This window comes from Thermomonospora catenispora, assembly GCF_006363815.1.
Taxonomy (GTDB): Bacteria; Actinomycetota; Actinomycetes; order Streptosporangiales; family Streptosporangiaceae; genus Thermomonospora; species Thermomonospora catenispora.
The window spans coordinates 1-20,371 of sequence record NZ_RRYT01000016.1 but is presented as its reverse complement, the minus strand read 5'-3'; the positions used below and the strand labels follow the sequence as shown (position 1 = coordinate 20,371).

Genomic DNA, 20,371 nt, shown 5'->3' with positions numbered 1-20,371 from the left:
GTGGCCAGCGACAGAACCCGCCGATTCTGGGCAGCTGCCTGCCTCACCGTGGCGACGACGGTGGCGCTTCCCGTCGCCACCGCCCACGCCGATCCCACCCCCTCGGCCGCTGCAGTGCAAAAGAAGCTCGACAAGCTCAACAAAGAAGTCGAGCAGCTGGTGGAGAAGTACAACCAGGCGGAGGAGGACCTCAAGGCGGCCAGGGCCAAGCTGAAGGCCGCACGGAAGGCCGCCGCCGCCGAGCAGGCCGACTTCGAGAAGGCCCGCACCCGGGTCGCCGAGATGGCCGCCGAGGCCTACAAGAACGGCGAGCTGGACGTGGCCAGGTTCATCGGCACCGGCGATCCGCAGGCCGTCCTCGACCAGTCGGCGATCTTCACCCACCTGGCCCGCAACCGCAGCTCGGAGCTGGCCACCTTCCTGGCCGCCGCGCAGCGGTTGCAGCGTCAGCAGGGACAGGCGCAGCAGGCCTACGACGAGGTCAAGCGTCGTACCGACGAGCTGCGCGAGCGGAAGAAGACGGTGGAGAAGTCCATCGCGCAGCAGAAGGCCCTGCTGCAACGGATGGGCATCTCCCCGGACCGGCCGGGCAAGATAGGCGGCACCTACACCGGCCCGGCCAGCGGCTCGGCGCGCGTCGCGCTCAACTACGCCTACGCGCAGCTGGGCAAGCCGTACCAGTACGGCGCCGAGGGTCCGAACGCCTTCGACTGCTCCGGTCTGACGATGCGGGCCTGGGGGGCCGCCGGGGTCAACCTGCCCCGCACCACCAACTCGCAGTACGCGGCCACCCGTCGGGTCTCCCGTTCCGCCTTGCAGCCCGGTGACCTGGTGTTCTTCAACAACCTGGGGCACGTGGGGATGTACGTGGGCGGCGGCAAGATGATCCACGCCCCGCGCACCGGCAAGAACGTGGAGATCGTCGACATCACCTCGGGCTACTACGCCGCCAACTACTACGGCGCCGGGCGTCCATGACGCCCTCGCCCGGTCGGTGAGGCACGGGCCGTCCGCTCGGCGGACGGCCCGACGACCGGGAATACCTCCGCCTAGACCTGACGTTTACCCCTGCATAACCTAGAGCGGACGCCCAGCAGGGTCTCGTGACCCACGCCGTGTCCGTTTTGCGGATGATTTGCCTAGAGCTGGGTGTTTGGTACCGTATAACGGACAGCGGCGTTCCCCTACGCGTCGCAGCGGCGACGGTGTCCCCCAGATGCCGAGCCTGCACCGGCCGCTCCGGTTCCGGCCCGCTGTGATCCACACGGCCGCCGACCGGTCCGCCCGGTTCGCACAATCAGGAAAGCTCGTCAACGAGGCCGCTCGAGCACGCGGCCACGCCGAGTCCGTCAGTTCCTCTCCCCCGGACGGACGGCGCACCGGTCCGAGCACCGGGCGCCGGACCCGCACAGAGGCGCGACGGAGCCGGGGACCCACCTACATCCCGGGGTGAATCGGCGCACCTGTCCCGGATCCTTCCGGGGCGAGGAGCACCGTAGGGCGACTTCCAGCCCGAACCCGTCAGCTAACCCGGTAGGCGTCTGGAAGAAGGAGTCACCCCTGTCCAGCAACGCTGTCATCAGTCTCATGCGCAAGGTCAAGCTCGCGGGCGGCGCCGTCGCCGGCACGCTCGCCCTGACCCCGGTCCTGGTCCTGGCGACCGCGACCCCGGCTCAGGCGCCGACCGACACGGCGCCGAACCCGGCCGAGCGCGTGCACACCTCGTCCGTGCAGCACCCGCAGGTCGCGCCCGACGCGGCAGGCGACGCCGGGACTCGGGCCGCCACTCCCTGAGGCGCGCGCCGGCGCCATGGGCCCGACCGGTCCCACCGCATCATTCCGGCGCACCCAGACCCTTACCGAAGGCCGGCCCTAGGCCGAGCCGTGCCCTGAACCGCAGGGCGATCTGTCCACATGCCCAGACGGGCGCCCGTTCACGAGGCGCCCGCCGCCGAGTCCGCATGTCTCGCACAGAGGTGCGGAGCCGGGGACCCACCTACATCCCGGGGTGAATCGGCCCGATCGGGCCGTAGGGCGACTTCCAGCCCGAACCCGTCAGCTAACCCGGTAGGCGGCTTGGAAGCAGAGGAGCGCACACGCCGTGGCAGGCAAGCGTCGTTTCGACCGTCTCACCAGCATCACCGACACCGCCATCCCCGCCCTGACCCGTCTGGCCGAGGGCTTCCGCTCCCGCCAGAGCGCGGTCGCCGGCGCCCTGGTCGCCGGCGCGGTGGCCACCACCGGGCTGACCATCGCGACCCAGGCTCCGGCCGAGTCCGCCGTCAAGGCCGCCTCCCCGATCACCGCGTTCACCGACGTGAGCGACCGCTCCGCCGACGAGGGCGAGAGCACGAAGGACAAGCGCGCGCGCAAGGGCGAGGGCGAGGCGACCGCCGCGAAGAAGGCCACGGCCGAGGAGGTCATCGAGATCGCCAAGAGCCAGGTGGGCATCAGTGAGGACGGCGCTGGCCGGTCCAAGTACGGCCAGTGGTTCGCCACCACCGAGCGTGCGAAGGAGACCGTGAGGCGCGACGGCGGCAGCAACCCCAAGGTCTATGAGGACGCCGCCTGGTGCGCGATGTTCCTGGCCTGGGTCGCCGACAAGACCGGGGACAAGGACGTGCTCGGCGCCGACCCCTACACCGTGACCTACGCGAGCTCGTTCAAGGACCAGGGCCGCTGGGGCACCAAGGCCAAGCCGGGCGCCATCGTCTTCTTCGACTGGGCCGGCGGCAAGCGGATCGGCGGCATCGATCACGTGGGCCTGGTCACCGAGGTCCTCGACGACGGCAAGGTCAAGACCGTCGAGGGCAACATCTCCAACCAGGTCGTCTCCAAGGTCCGCACCCCCGACACCATCGTGGGCTACGGCTACCCCGAGTACGTCGAGTGACCTCCTCCCGCGGAGAGGCCGCGCCCATGCCCGGTCAATAGGATCACCGGCATGGCCGACGGCACACCGCACCCCCCGAGCACCGGCCGGCGCGGAAGGCGCCGGCCGGTGCTCGTCGTCTCGGTCCTGGTCGCCGTCCTGCTCGCCGGCGGCGTGTGGACGGTCTCCCGACCGGGCCGCTCCCCCGCCCCGGCGGCCGCCGCGAGCGCATCCGTCCCGCCTCCCGATGCGCAGGCGGTGCAGGCGCTCCTGCGGAACCGGGCGCGCGCGGTCCGGGAGCGCGACCGGATCGCCTTCCTGGCCACCGTGTCCGGGGCCGCCGAGACGTTCCGCGAGGCGCAGCGTCTGCTGTTCGACAACCTGATGCGGCTGCCGCTGGAGACCTGGCGGGAAGAGGTGGACTCCCCCGTGCCCGTCGCCACCGGCGACCGCGGCGCCACCATGCGGCTGACGCTGCGGTACCGGCTGCGCGGGCATGACGAACGCGACGTCGTCCGGACCCGCTACCTGACCTTCGCCCCCGGCGAGGGATCCGCCTGGCGGATCGTCGGCGACGGGACCGTGCACGGGCTGCGCGACGACGCCGACGTCTGGGACGGGGCCCGGATCGCCGTGGTGCGCGGCCGGCGCAGCCTGGTGATCGGTGCGACCGGCGGCCTGGAGGAGATCGCCGCTCGGCTCGACGCCGCCGTGCCGCAGATCACCGAGGTCGTGGGGGAGGATTGGCCGCGTCGGGCGGTGGCGCTGGTCCCCGCCGACGATCAGGGGGCCGCCGCGCTGACCCCCGGAGACTCGGTGACGAACGTCGCGGCGCTGGCCGTCTCCGGTCCCTCCGGGGAGGATCGGATCGTGATCGCCCCCGGCACCTTCGGCAGGCTGAACGCCCTCGGCCGCGAGGTCGTCCTCACCCATGAGCTCGCCCACATCGCCACGGGGGCCGCACGCGACGGCCGCACCCCGCTGTGGCTGATCGAAGGGCTGGCCGACTACCTCGGCTACCGGTCGACCACGGTGCCGGTGCGTTCGGCGGCGCGGGAACTGGCCCGCGAGGTGGCGGCCGGCCGGGTGCCCGAATCCCTGCCGGAGGCCGCCGACTTCGACGGCCCGGCCCGGCTCCCCCAGGTGTACGCGGAGGCGTGGCTGGCCTGCCGCATGATCGCCGAGCGGTACGGCGAGAAGACGCTGATGACGCTGTACCGGACGGCGGGCCGCCGGTCCCAGGAGGCGGCGCTGCGCGCGACGCTGGGCGTGGGCACCGCCGAGTTCACCGCGATGTGGCGCGATTATCTGCGGAAGGAGTTGGGATGAGGCGGGCCCGGAGGGCGGCGCTGATCACGGCGGCGGTGCTGCTGACGGCGGTGGCCGCGGTGCTGGCGGCGACCACGCCGTGGAACCCGCTGCCCGGCCGGGTGCCGGGCGGCGCGGTGCGGCCGGACCCCGAGCGCGACTTCGCCCCCGCCGAGCTGGCCCGCTCGGCGGCGTTCGATCAGGCGATCACCCCGCCCGCCTACGCCGGGCTGCTGGTCGGGCTGCTGGCGGTGGGGCTGCTGGGCCTGACGCCGCTGGGCGCGCGTCTCCTCGGCGCGTGCACCGGGTGGACGCGCCGGCGGACGCTGCGGCTCGTGACGGCGGTGATCGCGCTGACCACGCTGCTGCGGCTGGTGGCGCTGCCGTTCGCGGTCTGGCGGGAGAGCGTGCTGCGACGGTACGGGCTGTCGGTCCAGACCTGGCCCTCCTGGCTGCTGGACCAGCTCAAGTCGCTGGGGCTGACCTGGGTGATCTGGACGGTGGCGGCGCTGGCGCTGTTCGCGCTGGCCCGCCGGTTCCCGCGCTACTGGTGGACCGGGGCCGCCGTGGGCGGGTTCGCGCTGGTGGTGGCGGTGTCGTTCGTCTATCCGGTGGTGGTGGAGCCGCTCTTCAACCGGTTCACCTCGCTGCCGGCCGGACGGCTGCGCACCGAGCTGCTGCAGATGGCCGAGCGCGACGGGGTGCCGGTCGAGGACGTGCTGGTCGCCGACGCGTCCCGGCGGACGACCGCACTGAACGCGTACGTGTCCGGTTTCGGCTCCACCCGCCGGATCGTGGTGTACGACACGCTGCTGTCCTCGCCGCCGGAGCGGATCCGCTCGATCGTGGCGCACGAGCTGGGGCACGCCAAGCGACGGGACGTGCTGCACGGCACCCTGGTGGGTGCGCTGAGCGTCTCGGGCTGCGTCTGCCTGCTGTTCCTGGTGCTGACCTCGCCGCGGCTGCGCCGCCGGGCCGGGCTGGCCGACGACGGCTCCGACGGAGCGGATCCCCGACAGCTGGCGCTGCTGCTGGCCGCCGTGACCGTGCTGACCCAGCTCGGCGGCCCGGTGCAGAATCTGGTCAGCCGGCGCATCGAGGCCCGCGCCGACGCCCACGCCCTGAACCTGACCCGCGACCCGGCCACCTTCGTGTCGATGCAGCGCGAGCTGTCGATCCGCAACCTGTCGGATCTGCGGCCCGACCCGGTCGAGTACGCGTTGTGGTTCACCCACCCCAGCGGGCCCGAACGGATCGCCATGGCCCGCACCTGGGCCCGCCTCAACGGGGTGCCCGAGCCGCGCGGCTGGTGACCGGCCCCGTTCAGCCACCCGGGGCGGCCGGAGAGGCCGAGGGGATCGCCGCCGAGGGCGACGCCGGCGGGCGCTGCTCCGGGCGGCTCGGCGGGACGGGGGTGCTGCCCTCGGGACCGACCATCACCGACTGTCCCAGGGCGCTCCCCGCCACCCACTTCTTCCAGCCGAGCTGCCAGTATCCCCAGCCGTTGTCGGGCTCGAGCTCGCGGTCGGTGCCGGTGACGGTGTAGGGGTCGCCCCGGTAGCTGAAGTTGTAGAACCAGCGGGCCGCCGTGGGATGCATGTTGATGCAGCCGTGGCTGACGTTGGCGCGTCCCTGCGAGCCGACCGACCAGGGCGCGGAGTGCACGTACTCGCCGCTGTTGGAGATGCGGACCGACCAGTGGACGGTCAGGCGGTAGTAGTCGGGGCATCCGGGCGGGCAGCCCACGGTGGAGGAGTCCATGATCACCGGGTTGCCCTTGTCCATCGTCAGATGGACGCCGTTGGTGGTGGTGTACTTGCGGATCGTCCCCTTGCCCATGCTGATCGGGAAGTCCTTGATCTTCCGGCCGTTGCGGTAGACGACCATGCGGTGCGTCTTGGCGTCGGCCACGGTGGCGTGCTCCTCCCCGATCCGGAACTTCAGGTCCAGGTCCTCGGTGGCGTAGCCGTCACGGACCGCGCGGACCCCGTTCAGGTGGGCGATCAGCCGCACCTCCGTGTGGGCCGGCCAGTATCTGCGGGGCCGGAACACCACGCTCCGTCCCTCGGCGAACCAGTGCCAGGCCCCTTCGATCCGGCGGCTGGAGCGCACCTCCAGGGCCCGCTCCACGGCCGCCCGGTCGGTCACCGGACGGTCGAACCGCAGGATGATCGGCATCCCGACGCCCACCGTCTCCCCGGGATTCGGCGCCTCCACCGACGCCTCGATCCCCTTGGAGACCTTGCGGGTGGTGAACCGGCCGGTGACGGTGCGGGTCCGCCCGTCGCGGCCCATGGCGGTCGCGATCACCTCATAGCCGGAGCCCGGGGTGAGCGCCCAGCGCGACCGCCATTCGCTGCGGTCGCCGCTCAAGAAGCCCTCGACCCGCTCGTTCCCGGTCCGGACGGTGACGTTCTGCAGGGTGCCGTCGTGCACCCGGACCACGATGGGGTTCTCGGGAGGGACCTCTGCGGCCCCCTGCGGGATCACGCTGAGCCCGATCGGTAACGGTCGGACGGGCCGGGCGTCGTCTCCGCTGCACCCGGCCGCCGCGGCCGCCAGCGCCGCCGCCGTCGCCATCGCCCCGGCGGTGCGGGCGGTCCTGCCGCCCCCCGGATTCCGGACGCCACCGCTCACGTCTCCACCCCCCGTTCCTCGTCGGGCGACCGCGTTCGTTCCCCGCCCACTGGAGACGGAACGCCCGTTTTCCCCCGTTATGTCACGCGCTCACCCGATTGGATGGACGGGTCAATTATGAAGGGGGCCGATGCCCGGCGGTAAGCGGACACCGGCCCCCTTAGGAGACCTTTTGCCTAAAACCAACCGTCAGTGCTGGAAGTGGCCTCGGTAGTACTCGAAGACCAGTCCGATGCTGCTCATCAGGACCGCCGCGATTCCGAAGATCACCAGCCACCAGCCGAAGACGAAGCCCAGCGTCAAGGTCGCCGCCGACAGCGCCACGAACAGCGGCCACCAGCTGTGCGGGCTGAAGAAGCCCAGCTCACCGGCCGCCTGCATGATCTCGCCGTCGGGGTCGTCCTCATACAGCGGTCCGCCGTTGGCCTTCTCCAGCCGTCGGATGGTGAAGTGGATGTAGAACCCGATCAGCCCGGCCAGACCGACCGCCAGGGCAAGTGCGGTGGTGCCCGTCCACTCCTTGGACCACAGCCAGTAGACGACGTCGGTGACCAGGAAGAAGATGGCGCACCCGTAGAACATGAACGCCTGAACGCGCATCGGTCAGTGCTCCGATTTGGTAGCGGTCCCGGCGCCGGCCAGCTCGCCGCGCACCCCCACATGCGGGTGGTGCAGGTCGAACGCCGGACGCTCCGAGCGAATCCGTGGAATCGAGGTGAAGTTGTGCCGGGGCGGCGGGCAGGAGGTCGCCCATTCCAGCGAGTTGCCGTAGCCCCACGGGTCGTCGACCTCGACCTTCTTGCCCCGCTTCGCAGTGATGTACACGTTGTAGAAGAACGGCAGCATCGACAGCGACAGCAGGACCGTGAAGGCCGTCGACACCTGGTTCAGCGCGGTGAACTCCTCGGCGTAGTCGGAGTAGCGCCGCGGCATGCCGGCCGCGCCCAGCCAGTGCTGCACCAGGAAGGTGCCGTGGAAGCCGATGAACAGCATCCAGAACTGGACCTTGCCGAGCGTCTCGTTCAGCATCTTGCCGGTCCACTTGGGCCACCAGAAGTAGAAGCCGGCGAACATCGCGAACACCACGGTGCCGAACAGCACGTAGTGGAAGTGCGCCACCACGAAGTAGGAGTCCGACAGCTGGAAGTCCAGCGGCGGGGAGGCCAGGATCACGCCGGTCAGACCGCCGAACAGGAACGTCACCAGGAAGCCGACCGCCCACAGCATCGGCGTCTCGAAGGTGAGCTGTCCCCGCCACATGGTGCCGACCCAGTTGAAGAACTTCACCCCGGTGGGCACCGCGATCAGGAACGTCATGAAGGAGAAGAACGGCAGCAGCACCTGGCCGGTCACGTACATGTGGTGCGCCCACACGGTGACCGACAGACCGGCGATGGCGATGGTGGCGAACACCAGGCCGATGTAGCCGAAGATCGGCTTGCGGCTGAACACCGGCAGGATCTCGGTCACGATGCCGAAGAACGGCAGCGCGATGATGTAGACCTCCGGGTGGCCGAAGAACCAGAACAGGTGCTGGTACAGGATCGCTCCGCCGTGGGAGGAGTCGAAGATGTGCGCGCCGTAGAGCCGGTCGGCGGCCAGTCCCAGCAGCGCCGCCGCCAGCGGCGGGAACGCCAGCAGCACCAGGATCGAGGTGAGCAGGACGTTCCAGGTGAAGATCGGCATCCGGAACATCGTCATGCCCGGAGCGCGCATGCACAGGATGGTGGTGATGAAGTTGACCGCGCCCAGGATGGTGCCCAGACCGCCCAGGGCCAGTCCCAGCACCCACAGGTCGCCGCCGACGCCGGGCGAGCGGACCGCGTCCGACAGCGGGGCGTAGGCGAACCATCCGAAGCTGGCGGCGCCGCCGGGGGTCAGGAAGCCCGACAGCGCGATCAGGCTGCCGAACAGGAACAGCCAGTACGACAGCATGTTCAGCCGCGGGAACGCCACGTCCGGAGCGCCGATCTGCAGCGGCATGATCGCGTTGGCGAAGCCGGCGAACAGCGGCGTGGCGAACATCAGCAGCATGATCGTGCCGTGCATGGTGAACAACTGGTTGAACTGCTCGTTGCTCACCACCTGCAGGCCCGGCTTGAACAGCTCGGCCCGCATCACGATGGCCAGCACGCCACCGATCAGGAAGAACACGAACGAGGTGATCAGATAGAGGTTACCGATCACCTTGTGGTCGGTGGAGGACAGCCAGGAGGCGATGATGCGCCCCTTGCTGGTCCGCGACGCGGCGAGCGATGCGCTCGGAGCGGGGCTGAGCGTTGTCACTGCTGTGCTCCTCGGGCCGCCTTCGAATCGGCAATGAACTTCTGGTACTCATCGGGCGTGACCACCTTGAGCTGGAAGAGCATCCGGCTGTGGTCGACGCCGCACAACTCGGCGCAGCGGCCCTCGTACAGACCGGTCTTGGTGGCCGTCACCTCGAACTCGTTGACGTAGCCGGGGATGACGTCCTTCTTGTACAGCAGGGCCGGCACCCAGAACGAGTGGATCACGTCGTTGGAGTGCAGCCGGAAGCGGACCTTCTGCCCCGCAGGGATCACGACCTGCGGCTTGTCGGCGGCGTTGGGGTCCACCGGGACGCCCACCACCGAGGCCACCACGGGCGCGTTCGGGGCCAGGCTCTCCTTGTAATCGAACTGCCAGCTCCACTGGAAGCCGTGCACGTCGATCACCGCGGCCACGTCGTCGGTGGTCTTCTCGACGTAGTTCTGATCACGCGCGGTGAAGTAGAACAGCACCGCGATGATCACGAACGGCACCGCGGTGTAGAGCATCTCGATCGGCAGGTTGTAGCGGACCTGCGGCGGGAGGTCGTCGGAGCGCTTGCGGTGGAACAACACCGCCCAGATGATCAGACCCCAGACGACGCCTCCCACGGCGAACGCGGCGATCCAGGAGCCCTGCCAGAGCGTCAGGATGCGCTCGGCCTGCTCGCTGATCGGCTCGGGCATGCCAAGGCGGGTCGCCTCTTCACTGCACGCGGTGGCGCTCAGCGCCAGCAGGGCCAGCGCGCCGGCACTGGTCACTGTGCGGCGGCCGCGCACCGGCGTACGCCGCTCCTTTGAGCGGGTCGGACTCACGGAATGCCTTCCCCACAGGTGAAGCCCGGAGCTCCCGGGCGGTCAGGTCGGTAGTTCACATGTGTGCAGACACATTAGCGCGAAGGTGCCTCACCCCCCTGATCGGGTGGCGGGTTTGGGGACGGGACGGGTTAGTGTCGGGGCGTGAGCAGTGCGCCCGAAGGCTATTTCGACGCCGCCTCCACCGAGCCTCTGCATCCGGCGGCGCGCTCGACGCTGCTGGAGGCCCTCGACGGCGGCTGGGCCGATCCCGCGCGGCTGTACGGCTCCGCCCGCCGGGCCAGGATGCTGCTGGACGCCGCCCGCGCCCAGGTCGCCGAGGTGCTCGGCGTCCGGCCGGATGAGGTCTTCTTCACCTCCTCGGGCACCCAGGCGGTGCACCTGGCGGTGCTGGGGGGCCTGCGCGCCCGCCGTCGCGCCGGCCGGCACCTGGTGGTGAGCGAGGTGGAGCACTCCAGCGTGCTGCACGCGGCCGAGCTGCACGAGTGCGAGGGCGGCGAGGTCACCCGGATCGGCGTGGACGAGTTCGGCAGGGTCGACGCGGAGGCGTTCGCCGCCGCGCTGCGCCCGGACACCGCACTGGCCTGCCTGCAGTCGGCCAACCACGAGGTGGGCACGCTGCAGCCGGTGGCGGAGGTCGCCGAGGCGTGCCGGGCCGCGCGGGTGCCGCTGATGGTGGACGCCGCCCAGTCCGTGGGCCGGGTGGAGGTGCCCGGCGGATGGTCGATGCTGGCCGCCAGCGCGCACAAATGGGGCGGCCCGGCCGGGGTCGGGGTGCTGGTGATCCGCAAGAACACCCGATGGAGGTCGCCGCTGCCCGACGACGAGCGCGAGGGCCGCCGGGTCCCGGGGTTCGAGAACGTGCCGGCCGCCGCCGCGGCCGCGGCGGCGCTGCGCGCCTTCCGCGCCGAGATGGCCGCCGACGGCCCCCGGCTGTCGGCCCTGGTGGACCGGATCCGCCGGACCGTGCCGGAGACGGTGCCGGACGTGCAGGTGGTGGGCGACCCGGTGCGGCGGCTCCCGCACATCGTCACGTTCTCCTGCCTGTACGTCCAGGGCGAGGCGCTGCTGACCGAACTCGACCGGCTGGGATTCGCGGTTTCCTCCGGCAGCTCGTGCACAGCCGATACGCTTCGTCCCAGCCACGTGCTGGAGGCGATGCGAGTGATCACCCACGGGAACGTCCGGGTATCGCTGCCCCGTGGCGTGCAGTCCACCGAAGTCGACCGGTTCCTGGCCGTGCTCCCGGACGCGGTGAGCAGGCTGCGTCGCGGTGCCGGCATGACCACCGCGTGACAGGAGCGCCCATGAGGTTCCGTAGCCGCGGCACCCGCCGCGCCACCACCGGCCGCCATCGGCGCGACCAGCCCGCACCCGAGCAGCGGGCCGCCGCGTCCGCGGGACCGTCCGACGGGACGCCGGCCGGGGCGCCGGCCGAGCCCGCCGGCCCGGCCCCGGCGCTGGTGATCGACGCCCTCGGCCGCAAGTGCCCGATCCCCATCATCTGGCTGGCCGAACGGATCCGGGAGGTCCCGGTGGGCGAGGTGGTGGCGGTGCTGGCCGACGACGCGGCGGCGCGCACCGACGTTCCGGCCTGGTGCCGGATGAAGTCCCAGGAGTTCGTCCGGGAGGAGACCCTCGAGGGCGGCGGGTGGGCCTTCCACATCCGCCGCTGCTACTGATGCGGGCCGGGCCCCGCGCGGGCGCGAGAAGAGACCGCGCCGGAGCCGCCGCGGAGCGGCTCCGGCGCGGCGGGACGGGCGGGCGGGACGCGGACCCGGCCCGTGTCCGCGGTCTACCCCCGCGAGGTCACGGCAGGTGCGGGGCCACCTCGTCGGCGGCCTCCCGGCCGTAGGCGTCGGCGAGCCGCTCCAGGAAGGAGGCGCTGGTCAGGCGGTACTCCTGCGGGCCGGGGCTCTCCAGGCAGTGGGCGGCCAGCAGGTTGCCGACCTGGGCGGCGCGCTCCAGCGACAGGCCCCAGGCCACCGCGGACAGGAATCCGGCGCGGAAGGCGTCCCCCACGCCGGTGGGCTCGACCGCCTTGGCCACGGGGGCGGCGGGGACGTGGATCTCCGGCTGGCCCTTACGGTTGATCACCACGCCCTTGGCGCCGAGGGTGGTGACGCGGATCCGCACCCGGTCCAGGATCTCCGCGTCGCTCCAGCCGGTCTTCTGCTCGCACAATCCCTTTTCGTACTCGTTGGTGAACAAGTACGCGGCGCCCTCGACCAGGGTGCGGATGTCGGAGCCGTCCATGCGGGCCAGCTGCTGGGAGATGTCGGCGGCGAAGGCGTAGCCGCGCTCGCGGCACTCCTCAGTGTGCCGGATCATCGCCTCGGGGTCGTTCGGGCTGATCATCACCAGGTCCAGCCCGCCGACCCGGTCGGCGACCGGCTTCAGCTCGATGTCGCGGGCCTCGCTCATCGCGCCGGCGTAGAACGAGGCGATCTGGTTGTGGTCGATGTCGGTGGTGCACAGGAACCGGGCGGTGTGCCGCAGCTCGGACACGTGCACCGAGGCGGTGTCGACGCCGTGCCGTTCCAGCCAGGAGCGGTAGTCGGCGAAGTCGTCGCCGACCGCGCCGACCAGGATCGGCCGGTGCCCCAGCGACCCCATGCCGTAGCAGATGTTGGCGGCGATGCCGCCGCGGCGCACCTCCAGTTCATCGACCAGGAAGGACAGCGAGATCTGGTCGAGCCGGTCCGGCACGAGCTGGTCGGTGAACCTGCCGGGGAAGGTCATCAGATGGTCGGTCGCGATGGATCCGGTCACGGCGATGCGCACGACGTCGCTTCTCCTCGTCTGGGTCGTCCGGCTCTGTATCCGGCTGTGGTCAACCCCGGGGCCGTCCGGCCCCGTCGTGGGGGCCTGGACAGGTTAGCGGTTACCGTCCATCGCATCACGGCGGGCGCCCCGCGCGCACCCCCGGACACGCCGGCGGCCCGGACGCCGGGCGTCCGGGCCGCCGGGGAACGATCGTCGCGGCTCAGTTGAAGCTGTCGCCGCACGCGCACGAGCCCGTGGCGTTGGGGTTGTCGATGGTGAAGCCCTGCTTCTCGATGGTGTCGACGAAGTCGATGGTGGCGCCGGTCAGGTACGGAGCGCTCAGCCGGTCCACCCGCACGGTCAGGCCGTTGAAGTCCTGAATCAGGTCGCCGTCCCTCTCCTCGTCGTCGAAGTAGAGCTGGTACATCAGCCCGGAGCAGCCACCCGGCTTCACGGCGACACGCAGCGCCAGGTCGTCGCGCCCCTCGTTCTCCAGCAGGGCCTTGGCCTTACTCGCCGCCGCGTCGGTGAGGATGACGCCAGTGACCTGCTCGGTGGTCTCCTGCGTGCTCTCTACCGTCATGTGTTCAGCTCCCGGTCTCACTCCGCCGGCCGTCCGGCGACCGTCGCGTCCAGATGTCGTTGTTGTCGGATCGGGGCCGGTGGCCCCAAGACGCCGTTGCGCCTCTGGCACACACCAACGTACCCCGCTCCGCGAGCATTCCGCCCATCGCCGGACGCGTCGGCGGACCATCCGGCGATCCGGACGCCGTGCGGGCGCCCTGCGGCCGATCCCCCACCCGAGGGAACGCGCACTCCCGGGCATGTGCGACCATTAGTCGTCAATGCGACGATAAGTCCCCGTCGCGAAGGGAGACCACCGTGACCACCACCCCGGAGATCGGCGCCCCCGGCTCCGCCGGGCCGCGCCTGCCCCTGTTGCTGCTGGGCGCCGGGTCGGACCCGAACAGCGAACGCGGTGTGGACTGCCCCGGCGCGCTGCCGCCGGCCTCCGACCCCGAACTGGTGGAGCGTGCCAGGGCGGCCAAGGCCGCCCTGGGCGAGCAGGTGTTCGTGCTGGGCCACCACTACCAGCGCGACGAGGTGATCCAGTTCGCGGACGTGACCGGCGACTCCTTCAAGCTGGCGCAGCAGGCCGCGGCCCGCCCGCAGGCCCCCTACGTGGTGTTCTGCGGCGTGCACTTCATGGCCGAGTCCGCCGACATCCTCACCGCCGACCACCAGCAGGTGGTGCTGCCCGACCTGGCGGCCGGCTGCTCGATGGCCGACATGGCCACGTTCGACCAGGTCGAGGAGTGCTGGGAGATCCTGGAGGACATGGGGCTGGCCGACGAGGTGGTCCCGGTCACGTACATGAACTCCTCCGCCGACATCAAGGCGTTCGTCGGCCGGCGCGGCGGGGTGGTGTGCACCTCCTCCAACGCCCGGCGCGCCCTGGAGTGGGCGTACTCCCAGGGCTCGAAGGTGCTGTTCCTGCCCGACGAGCACCTGGGCCGCAACACCGCGGTGCTGGAGCTGGGCATGTCGCTGGAGGACTGCGTGGTCTACAACCCGCACCGTCCGGACGGCGGACTGACCCCGCAGCAGATCCGCGACGCGCGGATGCTGCTGTGGAAAGGGCACTGCTCGGTGCACGGCCGGTTCACCAAGCGGTCGGTGGACGAGGTGCGGGAGCGGGTGCCGGGGGTGAACATCCTGGTGCACCCCGAGTGCCGGCACGAGGTGGTGGTGGAGGCCGACCGCGTCGGGTCGACCGAGTACATCATCAGGACCCTGGCCGAGGCCCCGGCGGGCTCGTCGTGGGCGGTGGGCACCGAGCTGAACCTGGTGCGGCGGCTGGCCCACCGGCACCCGGACAAGAACATCATGTTCCTGGACCGCACGGTGTGCTTCTGCTCGACCATGAACCGGATCGACATGCCGCACCTGGTGTGGGCGCTGGAGTCGCTGGCCCACGGCGAGGTCGTCAACCGGATCCAGGTGGACGAGGAGACCGCGCACTACGCCCGGGTCGCCCTGGATCGGATGCTGGCCCTGCCGTGACGGCGGTCGCCGCCGTGGCCGCGGAGGCGTGGCCACGGCGGCATCGCGCGGGCGGGACCGCACGGTGCGTCGTCGATCGGACTCCGGTCGGGGACGTCGGCCGGGGACGCCAATCGAGGGCGTCGTCAGTCGGGGATGAGCCCCTCGTCGCCCAGCATCTTGCGGACCTCCTCCATGTCGGAGTCGGCCGGCGGCAGGATCAGCTCCGAGGGCTCCAGGCTGTCGGCCGGGAGCGGCTTGCCGACGCTGCGCACGTTGTCCAGCAGCGCGTGCAGCGCGGTGCGGAACGCCTCCTCGTCCCCGGCCTCGATGGCGGCCTCGACCGCCCCGTCGAGCTCCTGGAGGGCGGCCAGATCCTCGGAGGAGACGTCCAGCTGCCCCTCCCCCATGATCCGGACGATCACTGCGCACCTCCGGGCTGCTGCGGCCACTGTCCCTGACCCGGCTGCTGCGGGGGCGCCGGCTGCTGCTGAGGGGCCGGCTGCTGCGCCTGCCCCGCCTGGGCCTGGCCCTGCCCCTGCGCGGTGCCCGGATCGAGCTGCTTGGGCGCCGGTCCCTGGCCCAGCTCGGCCTTCATCCGCTCCAGCTCCAGCTCCACACCGGCGGTGGCGCCCATCCGGTCCAGCTCGGCCTGGATGTCGTCGCGCGGGCCGGAGAAGTCGTCCAGCGCCCCGGAGGCCAGCAGCTCGTCGATGGCCCCGGCGCGGGCCTTCATGGTCTCGGTCTTCTCCTCGGCCCGCTGGATGGCCAGGCCGACGTCGCCCATCTCCTCGGAGATCCCGGCGAACGCCTCGTTGATCTTCGTCTGCGCCTCGGCCGCGGTGTAGGTGGCCTTGATCGTCTCCTTGCGGGTGCGGAACGCGTCCACCTTGGCCTGCAGTCGCTGGGAGGCCAGCGTGAGCTTCTCCTCCTCGCTCTGCAGGTTCTCGTACTGCGTCCGCAGGTCCGCCAGCTGCGTGTCCAGGGCCGCCCGCCGCTGCAACGCCTCCCGGGCCAGGTCCTCGCGCCCCACCTGCAGCGCCTTGCGCCCCTGCTCGGTCAGCTTCTCATGCTGCTTCTCGAGCTGTTGGATCTGCAGTTCCAGGCGCTTGCGCGAGGTCGCGACGTCCGCCACGCCCCGGCGCACCTTCTGCAGCATCTCCAGCTGGCGCTGATAGGAATAGTCCAGGGTCTCGCGAGGATCCTCCATCCGGTCCAGCGCCTTGTTCGCCTTGGACTTGAAGATCATCGACATTCGCTTCATCACGCTCATCGCGCGGCGCCGGTCCCTTCGTGATGTACTCAATGACCACTGCTGGGGTTGTTATCACCCTACGCGCTAACGGGCGGCGGCTCCATGATGTCGCCTACCTGGTACAGGTGAGACGTACCCGGCATGCGCGGAGTTCCACCGGACGGCGCGACGGGCGGCGAACGGTACCCTGATGCCCGTGTTCCGACGTCGCACCGAGACCGTCCCCGCCCAGGAGCCCCCCCGACCGGTGAAGCCGGGGGGCAAGGGCCGCCCCACGCCCAAGCGCAAGGAGGCCGAGAAGCGGCGGCGCCAGTACATCACCGCGCCCCGTGACCGCAAGGAGGCCTACCGGCGGTTCCGCGAGCGTCAGGCGGAGCAGCGCAGGAGGATCCGCGAGGGCATGCGCAGGGGCGACGAGCGGTACCTGCCCAAGCGCGACCGGGGTCCGGTCCGCGCGTTCGCCCGCGACTACGTCGACGGCCGGCGCACGTTCGGGTCCTATCTGATGTACGCGATGTTCGTCATCGTGCTGCTCAGCTTCATCCGCTCCCCGATCACGGTGCTGCTGACGCTGTTCGCCCCGCCGCTGCTGCTGCTGATCGTGCTGGTGGAGGGGGCGTGGATCAGCTGGCGGGTCAAGCGGCTGGCGGCCGAGCGGTTCCCCGGCGAGAACCTCAAGGGCGTGGGCCTGTACGCGGCGGTCCGGGCCATGCAGATCCGCCGGTTCCGCATCCCCGAGCCCAGGGTCGAGCTGGGCGAGCGGGTGGAGGCGCGCGGCCGCGGCTGATCGGGCCTCGCGGTCCGGGGCGCCGGATCTTGAGGTTTAGGGTCGAGGACATGGAATTCCGACACCTTGGCCGCAGCGGCCTGATGATCAGTGAGATCGCGTACGGCAACTGGCTGACCCACGGCTCCCAGGTCGAGGAGGACACCGCCGTCGCCTGCGTGCACGCGGCCCTCGACGAGGGGATCACCACGTTCGACACCGCCGACGTCTACGCCGGCACCCGCGCCGAGGAGGTGCTGGGCCGGGCGCTCAAGGGCCAGCGGCGCGAGAGCGTGGAGATCTTCACCAAGGTGTACTGGCCCACCGGCCCCGGCAAGAACGACCGCGGGCTGTCGCGCAAGCACATCATGGAGTCGGTGGAGGGCTCGCTGCGCCGGCTGCAGACCGACTACATCGACCTGTACCAGGCGCACCGGTTCGACCACGAGACCCCGCTGGAGGAGACCCTGCGGGCGTTCGACGACCTGGTGCGGCAGGGCAAGGTGCTGTACGTGGGCGTCTCGGAGTGGCGGGCCGAGGAGATCGAGCGCGCCCTGAAGATCGCCGACGAGATGGGCCTGGACCGGATCGTCTCCAACCAGCCGCAGTACTCGATGCTGTGGCGGGTCATCGAGGAGGAGGTCGTCCCGCTGTGCGAGCGGGAGGGCATCGGCCAGATCGTCTGGTCCCCGCTCGCCCAGGGCGTGCTGACCGGCAAGTACCTGCCGGGGCAGCCGCCGCCGCCCGGATCGCGCGCCACCGACGAGGCCGGCGGGGCGAACTTCATCAAGAAGCTGCTGACCGACGACATCCTCACCCGGGTGCAGCGGCTGCGGCCGATCGCCCAGGAGCTGGGCCTGTCGATGGCGCAGCTGGCGATCGCCTGGGTGCTGCAGAACCCCAACGTCTCGGCGGCGATCATCGGGGCCTCGCGGCCCGAGCAGGTCCGCGACAACGTCAAGGCCTCCGGGGTGAAGCTGGAGGAGGACGTGCTCAAGCGCATCGACGAGGTGCTCGGGCCCGTCGTCGTGCGGGACCCGGCCAAGACGGCCAGCCCCGCCCAGCGCCCCTGACCGGTCCCGCCGCCCCGTCGCCGGTCCGGAGCGCCGGTCCGGACCGGCGCTCCGGAGCCGCCGGTCCCGCCGGTCCTGTTCGGGTCGGTCCTATTCGGGGTCGAGCAGGCTCATCGGGTAGACGACCCGGCCGTCCTCGACGAGGACCACCTGCTCGACCCCCTCGTCCCGGAGCTCGCGCCAGTGCAGCCCCAGCCACGACTCGGCGTCGGACTGCGTGGCGAAGGTCTCCTCGGACATGCCGGGCACGGTCACCGTCTCCCCGTCGCCCTTCTGCAAACGCCAGCTCCACGGCATGGACAGTCTCGACCTCCCTCGTCCGGAGATCGAGACTAGCCGGTCCGCCGCCGGCGGCCCCGTAGAGTGGCGCGGTGACATGGACGGCATGGAGATCGAGCTCCCCGGGACCGCCGGCCCCCGCGGCTGGCCCGAACCCGGGTGCCGCTGCGCCTCCTGCAACGGGCTGCGGGCCCGGGGGACGGCGTTCGAGCCCACCCGGGCCCTGATCGACGGCGTCCCGTTGGAGGATCTCCCCCGCCGCGAGGTGCCCGGCGGATACGACGTCCGCGCGCCGGGCGGGGGACGGGTGCTGTACGCGTCCGGTCCCGGCGCGCGTCCCGAGCCCGCCGCCGGCGTCGTCTACGACGCGGTGCTGCTGGACCTGGCCGGATGCCCCGAGCATCTGGGCCTGCTGCGGCACCGGGGGGCGGTCGCCGCGACCACCCGGGTGTTCGCCGTGCACAACGACCACCGCCTCCCCTCCCCCGAGGAGCTGCGCCGCCGTCTCCGCTGGTGGACGCGCCCCGAGGAGGGGCCGCACCGGACGCTGCTGCTGGGCGGCGTGCGGTCGGGCAAGTCCGCCGAGGCCGAGCTGCGGCTGCTGACGCATCCGCGTGTGACGTACGTGGCGACCGCGGCGCCGAGGAGGGGCGACGCCGAGTGGACGGCGCGGATCGAGGAGCACCGGCGGCGCCGCCCGCACTGGTGGCGCACGGTCGAGACGACCGACCTGGCGGGCGTCCTGTCGTCCGCCACGGGCGCGGTCCTGGTGGACGGCGTCGGCGCCTGGCTGGCCGCGGCGATGGACGAGGCCGGCGCCTGGGACGACCCCTCCCGCGTGGATCCGCTCCTGGAGGAGCTGGTGGCGGCGTGGCGCGCCGCCCGGGCCCGCGTCGTCGCGGTGAGCGACGAGGTCGGCCTGGCGCCGGTCCCCCTGACGGCGGCCGGGCGGGCGTTCGGCGACCGGCTCGGCCGGCTCAATCAACGGCTCGCGGCCGAGTCGGAGGAGGCGGCGCTCGTCGTCGCCGGGCGCGTCCTGGAGCTTCGGTGATCGCGGGCCTGCGGCTGGCGGTGACGCTGCTCACCGTCGTCCCGGCCGGGCCGGTGCGCACCGACCGCGCGGCGGCCCGGGCGGCGATGCTGCTCGCCCCGGCCGTCGGGCTGATCACCGGCGGCGCCGCCGCGGCGGTGCTGCTGGCGGCGGATCCGCTCGGCGTTCCCCGCCTGCCCGCCGCGGCGCTGGCGGTGGCCGCCACGGCGGGCGTGACCCGCGCCCTGCATCTGGACGGCCTGGCCGACCTCGCCGACGGTCTCGGCAGCGCCCGGCCCGCCGCCGAGGCGCTGGAGATCATGAAGCGGTCCGACATCGGCCCGTTCGGGGTCGTCGCGGTGCTGCTGACGCTGCTGATCCAGGTCACCGTGCTGGCCGCGACGCCCGACCCGGCCCTCGCGGCGGTGATCGCGGCGGTGGCCGGGCGGCTCACGCTGCCGTGGGCCTGCCGGGTCGGGGTGCCGAGCGCGCGTCCCGGCGGCCTCGGCGCGCTCGTCGCGGGCACGGTCCCCGCGCCCGCCGCCGTCGCCGTCACCGCGNGTCGCGGCGGGGGCGGCGGGGGCGGCGGCCGGCGGCCTGGACGGCGCCCTGCACGGGGCGGGCGCCGTCGCCGCCGGGCTCGCCGCCGGGCTGGTGACGCTCCGGCGCGTCGTCCGGCGTCTGTCCGGGGTGACCGGGGACGTGCTCGGCGCCCTCGTGGAGATCGCCCAGACCGCCGCGCTGGTCGCCTTCATCGCCGTCCGCTGAAGCGTCCTCCGGGCGCGCACGTCGGCGTCCTCCCGCGCGCCCGAGAGCGTCTCCGCCGCGCCGGCCGGGCCGAACGGCCCGGATCGGCCCGCCGAGGGCGCGGCTCGGTCCCGTGGGCGAAAGCGGTCGGCGGGAGGACTAGCATCGGACGATGTGACGACCATCAGCCTCGACAGCTCAGCCCCGTCGGCCCTGGACGTCGACGCGATCGTGATCGGGACCCTTCCCGGAAGCTCCGACGACCCCACCGCCCCGCCCCGGCTCGCCGCCGGCGGCCAGGACGTCGACCGGGCCTTCGACGGCCGACTGGGCGACGCGCTGCGGTCGATGGGCGCCACCGGCAAGGCCGGGGAGGTCGTCAAGCTGCCCACGCTGGGCGCGGTGCCCGCCCGGCTCGTGGTGGCCGCCGGGCTGGGCGAGGAGGCGGACGCCGACGCGCTGCGCCGCGCGGCCGGCGCCGCGGTGCGCGCGCT

General features: G+C 72.0%; 22 protein-coding genes, 1 pseudogene and 2 riboswitches. Of the genes and pseudogenes, 14 read left to right on the top strand and 9 right to left on the bottom strand.

The window, feature by feature from the left end; all coding sequences use genetic code 11:
• Positions 1-48: 48 nt before the first annotated feature.
• The 5 genes from EIO00_RS14085 to EIO00_RS14065 all read left to right on the top strand — a co-directional run bounded on the left by EIO00_RS14085 (position 49) and on the right by EIO00_RS14065 (position 5,493).
• A complete protein-coding gene (locus EIO00_RS14085; RefSeq protein ID WP_241661348.1) occupies positions 49-978 on the top strand; it encodes a C40 family peptidase in 930 nt (309 codons plus the stop codon).
• Between the two features lie 408 nt (positions 979-1,386).
• Positions 1,387-1,555, top strand: a riboswitch (cyclic di-AMP (ydaO/yuaA leader).
• A gap of 32 nt (positions 1,556-1,587) precedes the next feature.
• Complete coding sequence (locus EIO00_RS14080) at positions 1,588-1,794, top strand: hypothetical protein (RefSeq protein ID WP_140179053.1); 207 nt, start codon at positions 1,588-1,590, stop codon at positions 1,792-1,794.
• A gap of 145 nt (positions 1,795-1,939) precedes the next feature.
• Positions 1,940-2,090, top strand: a riboswitch (cyclic di-AMP (ydaO/yuaA leader).
• A gap of 11 nt (positions 2,091-2,101) precedes the next feature.
• Positions 2,102-2,893 (top strand): CHAP domain-containing protein, encoded by a 792-nt coding sequence (locus tag EIO00_RS14075; RefSeq protein WP_140179051.1) that lies wholly within the window; start codon positions 2,102-2,104, stop codon positions 2,891-2,893.
• A 51-nt stretch (positions 2,894-2,944) separates the two neighbouring features.
• Positions 2,945-4,201 (top strand): hypothetical protein, encoded by a 1,257-nt coding sequence (locus EIO00_RS14070; protein WP_140179049.1) that lies wholly within the window; start codon positions 2,945-2,947, stop codon positions 4,199-4,201.
• The gene (locus tag EIO00_RS14065; RefSeq protein ID WP_140179047.1) at positions 4,198-5,493 is read left to right on the top strand and encodes a M48 family metallopeptidase; all 1,296 of its coding nucleotides are present in this window, start codon (positions 4,198-4,200) and stop codon (positions 5,491-5,493) included. Before EIO00_RS14070 ends, EIO00_RS14065 begins: the two co-directional genes overlap by 4 nt.
• Before the next feature lie 10 nt (positions 5,494-5,503).
• Here EIO00_RS14065 and EIO00_RS14060 read toward each other — a convergent pair whose 3' ends face one another.
• The 4 genes from EIO00_RS14060 to ctaC form a co-directional block, all read right to left on the bottom strand.
• Positions 5,504-6,817: a L,D-transpeptidase gene (locus tag EIO00_RS14060; protein WP_241661347.1), complete on the bottom strand. Its 1,314-nt coding sequence runs from the start codon at positions 6,815-6,817 to the stop codon at positions 5,504-5,506.
• A gap of 189 nt (positions 6,818-7,006) precedes the next feature.
• Complete coding sequence (locus EIO00_RS14055; protein WP_140179045.1) at positions 7,007-7,417, bottom strand: cytochrome c oxidase subunit 4; 411 nt, start codon at positions 7,415-7,417, stop codon at positions 7,007-7,009.
• A gap of 3 nt (positions 7,418-7,420) precedes the next feature.
• Positions 7,421-9,103 carry an aa3-type cytochrome oxidase subunit I gene (gene ctaD, locus EIO00_RS14050; RefSeq protein ID WP_140179043.1) on the bottom strand — a complete coding sequence of 561 codons (1,683 nt, stop codon included), beginning with the start codon at positions 9,101-9,103 and terminating at the stop codon, positions 7,421-7,423.
• Positions 9,100-9,864, bottom strand: a complete 765-nt coding sequence (gene ctaC / locus EIO00_RS14045; protein ID WP_422100049.1) for an aa3-type cytochrome oxidase subunit II — start codon at positions 9,862-9,864, stop codon at positions 9,100-9,102. The genes ctaD and ctaC overlap by 4 nt, the downstream gene beginning before the upstream one ends.
• A gap of 198 nt (positions 9,865-10,062) precedes the next feature.
• Here ctaC and EIO00_RS14040 point away from each other — a divergent pair, with 198 nt between their 5' ends.
• Complete coding sequence (locus tag EIO00_RS14040; protein WP_140179039.1) at positions 10,063-11,214, top strand: cysteine desulfurase family protein; 1,152 nt, start codon at positions 10,063-10,065, stop codon at positions 11,212-11,214.
• 11 nt (positions 11,215-11,225) lie between these two features.
• Positions 11,226-11,600, top strand: a complete 375-nt coding sequence (locus EIO00_RS14035; protein ID WP_140179037.1) for a sulfurtransferase TusA family protein — start codon at positions 11,226-11,228, stop codon at positions 11,598-11,600.
• Positions 11,601-11,727: 127 nt separating this feature from the next.
• On the opposite strand, the gene EIO00_RS14030 is transcribed toward EIO00_RS14035, so the two are convergent.
• Both EIO00_RS14030 and EIO00_RS14025 read right to left on the bottom strand, forming a co-directional pair.
• Positions 11,728-12,702, bottom strand: a complete 975-nt coding sequence (locus EIO00_RS14030; RefSeq protein WP_140179035.1) for a carbohydrate kinase family protein — start codon at positions 12,700-12,702, stop codon at positions 11,728-11,730.
• 202 nt (positions 12,703-12,904) lie between these two features.
• Complete coding sequence (locus EIO00_RS14025; protein ID WP_140179033.1) at positions 12,905-13,267, bottom strand: HesB/IscA family protein; 363 nt, start codon at positions 13,265-13,267, stop codon at positions 12,905-12,907.
• Between the two features lie 299 nt (positions 13,268-13,566).
• Between EIO00_RS14025 and nadA the strand changes: the two genes are divergently transcribed.
• The gene (gene nadA / locus EIO00_RS14020) at positions 13,567-14,748 is read left to right on the top strand and encodes a quinolinate synthase NadA (protein WP_140179031.1); all 1,182 of its coding nucleotides are present in this window, start codon (positions 13,567-13,569) and stop codon (positions 14,746-14,748) included.
• Positions 14,749-14,873: 125 nt separating this feature from the next.
• Here the strand turns inward: nadA and pspAA are convergent, their stop codons facing one another.
• Both pspAA and EIO00_RS14010 read right to left on the bottom strand, forming a co-directional pair.
• The gene (pspAA, locus tag EIO00_RS14015; protein WP_140179029.1) at positions 14,874-15,152 is read right to left on the bottom strand and encodes a PspA-associated protein PspAA; all 279 of its coding nucleotides are present in this window, start codon (positions 15,150-15,152) and stop codon (positions 14,874-14,876) included.
• Entirely contained in the window at positions 15,149-16,000 is an 852-nt protein-coding gene (locus EIO00_RS14010; RefSeq protein WP_206664138.1) for a PspA/IM30 family protein, read from the bottom strand. The genes pspAA and EIO00_RS14010 overlap by 4 nt, the downstream gene beginning before the upstream one ends.
• 172 nt (positions 16,001-16,172) lie before the next feature.
• Here EIO00_RS14010 and EIO00_RS14005 point away from each other — a divergent pair, with 172 nt between their 5' ends.
• Together EIO00_RS14005 and EIO00_RS14000 are read left to right on the top strand one after the other, a co-directional pair.
• Positions 16,173-16,769: a DUF3043 domain-containing protein gene (locus EIO00_RS14005; protein ID WP_140179025.1), complete on the top strand. Its 597-nt coding sequence runs from the start codon at positions 16,173-16,175 to the stop codon at positions 16,767-16,769.
• Between the two features lie 50 nt (positions 16,770-16,819).
• Positions 16,820-17,821 (top strand): aldo/keto reductase family protein, encoded by a 1,002-nt coding sequence (locus tag EIO00_RS14000; protein ID WP_140179023.1) that lies wholly within the window; start codon positions 16,820-16,822, stop codon positions 17,819-17,821.
• 90 nt (positions 17,822-17,911) lie between these two features.
• Here the strand turns inward: EIO00_RS14000 and EIO00_RS13995 are convergent, their stop codons facing one another.
• The gene (locus EIO00_RS13995) at positions 17,912-18,100 is read right to left on the bottom strand and encodes a hypothetical protein (protein ID WP_338325928.1); all 189 of its coding nucleotides are present in this window, start codon (positions 18,098-18,100) and stop codon (positions 17,912-17,914) included.
• Between the two features lie 106 nt (positions 18,101-18,206).
• Here EIO00_RS13995 and EIO00_RS13990 point away from each other — a divergent pair, with 106 nt between their 5' ends.
• The 4 genes and pseudogenes from EIO00_RS13990 to EIO00_RS13980 all read left to right on the top strand — a co-directional run.
• Complete coding sequence (locus EIO00_RS13990; RefSeq protein WP_140179018.1) at positions 18,207-19,151, top strand: bifunctional adenosylcobinamide kinase/adenosylcobinamide-phosphate guanylyltransferase; 945 nt, start codon at positions 18,207-18,209, stop codon at positions 19,149-19,151.
• Positions 19,148-19,615, top strand: a pseudogene (locus EIO00_RS25805) (adenosylcobinamide-GDP ribazoletransferase); the annotation flags it as partial. The gene EIO00_RS13990 and the pseudogene EIO00_RS25805, both read left to right, overlap by 4 nt.
• 112 nt (positions 19,616-19,727) lie before the next feature.
• Positions 19,728-19,898 carry an adenosylcobinamide-GDP ribazoletransferase gene (locus tag EIO00_RS25800; protein ID WP_338325931.1) on the top strand — a complete coding sequence of 57 codons (171 nt, stop codon included), beginning with the start codon at positions 19,728-19,730 and terminating at the stop codon, positions 19,896-19,898.
• Between the two features lie 153 nt (positions 19,899-20,051).
• Positions 20,052-20,371 (top strand): M17 family peptidase N-terminal domain-containing protein (locus EIO00_RS13980; RefSeq protein ID WP_277752879.1); only part of this gene is annotated, 320 nt, incomplete at its 3' end.

What these genes read in the sequence shown, in the direction of transcription:
- EIO00_RS14080 (WP_140179053.1), top strand. Translation starts at nt 1,588, where the DNA reads ATGCGCAAGGTCAAGCTCGCGGGCGGCGCCGTCGCCGGCACGCTCGCC.
- EIO00_RS14055 (WP_140179045.1), bottom strand. Translation starts at nt 7,417, where the DNA reads ATGCGCGTTCAGGCGTTCATGTTCTACGGGTGCGCCATCTTCTTCCTG.
- EIO00_RS14010 (WP_206664138.1), bottom strand. Translation starts at nt 16,000, where the DNA reads ATGAGCGTGATGAAGCGAATGTCGATGATCTTCAAGTCCAAGGCGAAC.
- EIO00_RS14025 (WP_140179033.1), bottom strand. Translation starts at nt 13,267, where the DNA reads ATGACGGTAGAGAGCACGCAGGAGACCACCGAGCAGGTCACTGGCGTC.
- EIO00_RS14035 (WP_140179037.1), top strand. Translation starts at nt 11,226, where the DNA reads ATGAGGTTCCGTAGCCGCGGCACCCGCCGCGCCACCACCGGCCGCCAT.
- EIO00_RS13990 (WP_140179018.1), top strand. Translation starts at nt 18,207, where the DNA reads ATGGAGATCGAGCTCCCCGGGACCGCCGGCCCCCGCGGCTGGCCCGAA.
- EIO00_RS14005 (WP_140179025.1), top strand. Translation starts at nt 16,173, where the DNA reads ATGCCCGTGTTCCGACGTCGCACCGAGACCGTCCCCGCCCAGGAGCCC.
- EIO00_RS14070 (WP_140179049.1), top strand. Translation starts at nt 2,945, where the DNA reads ATGGCCGACGGCACACCGCACCCCCCGAGCACCGGCCGGCGCGGAAGG.
- EIO00_RS14000 (WP_140179023.1), top strand. Translation starts at nt 16,820, where the DNA reads ATGGAATTCCGACACCTTGGCCGCAGCGGCCTGATGATCAGTGAGATC.
- EIO00_RS14065 (WP_140179047.1), top strand. Translation starts at nt 4,198, where the DNA reads ATGAGGCGGGCCCGGAGGGCGGCGCTGATCACGGCGGCGGTGCTGCTG.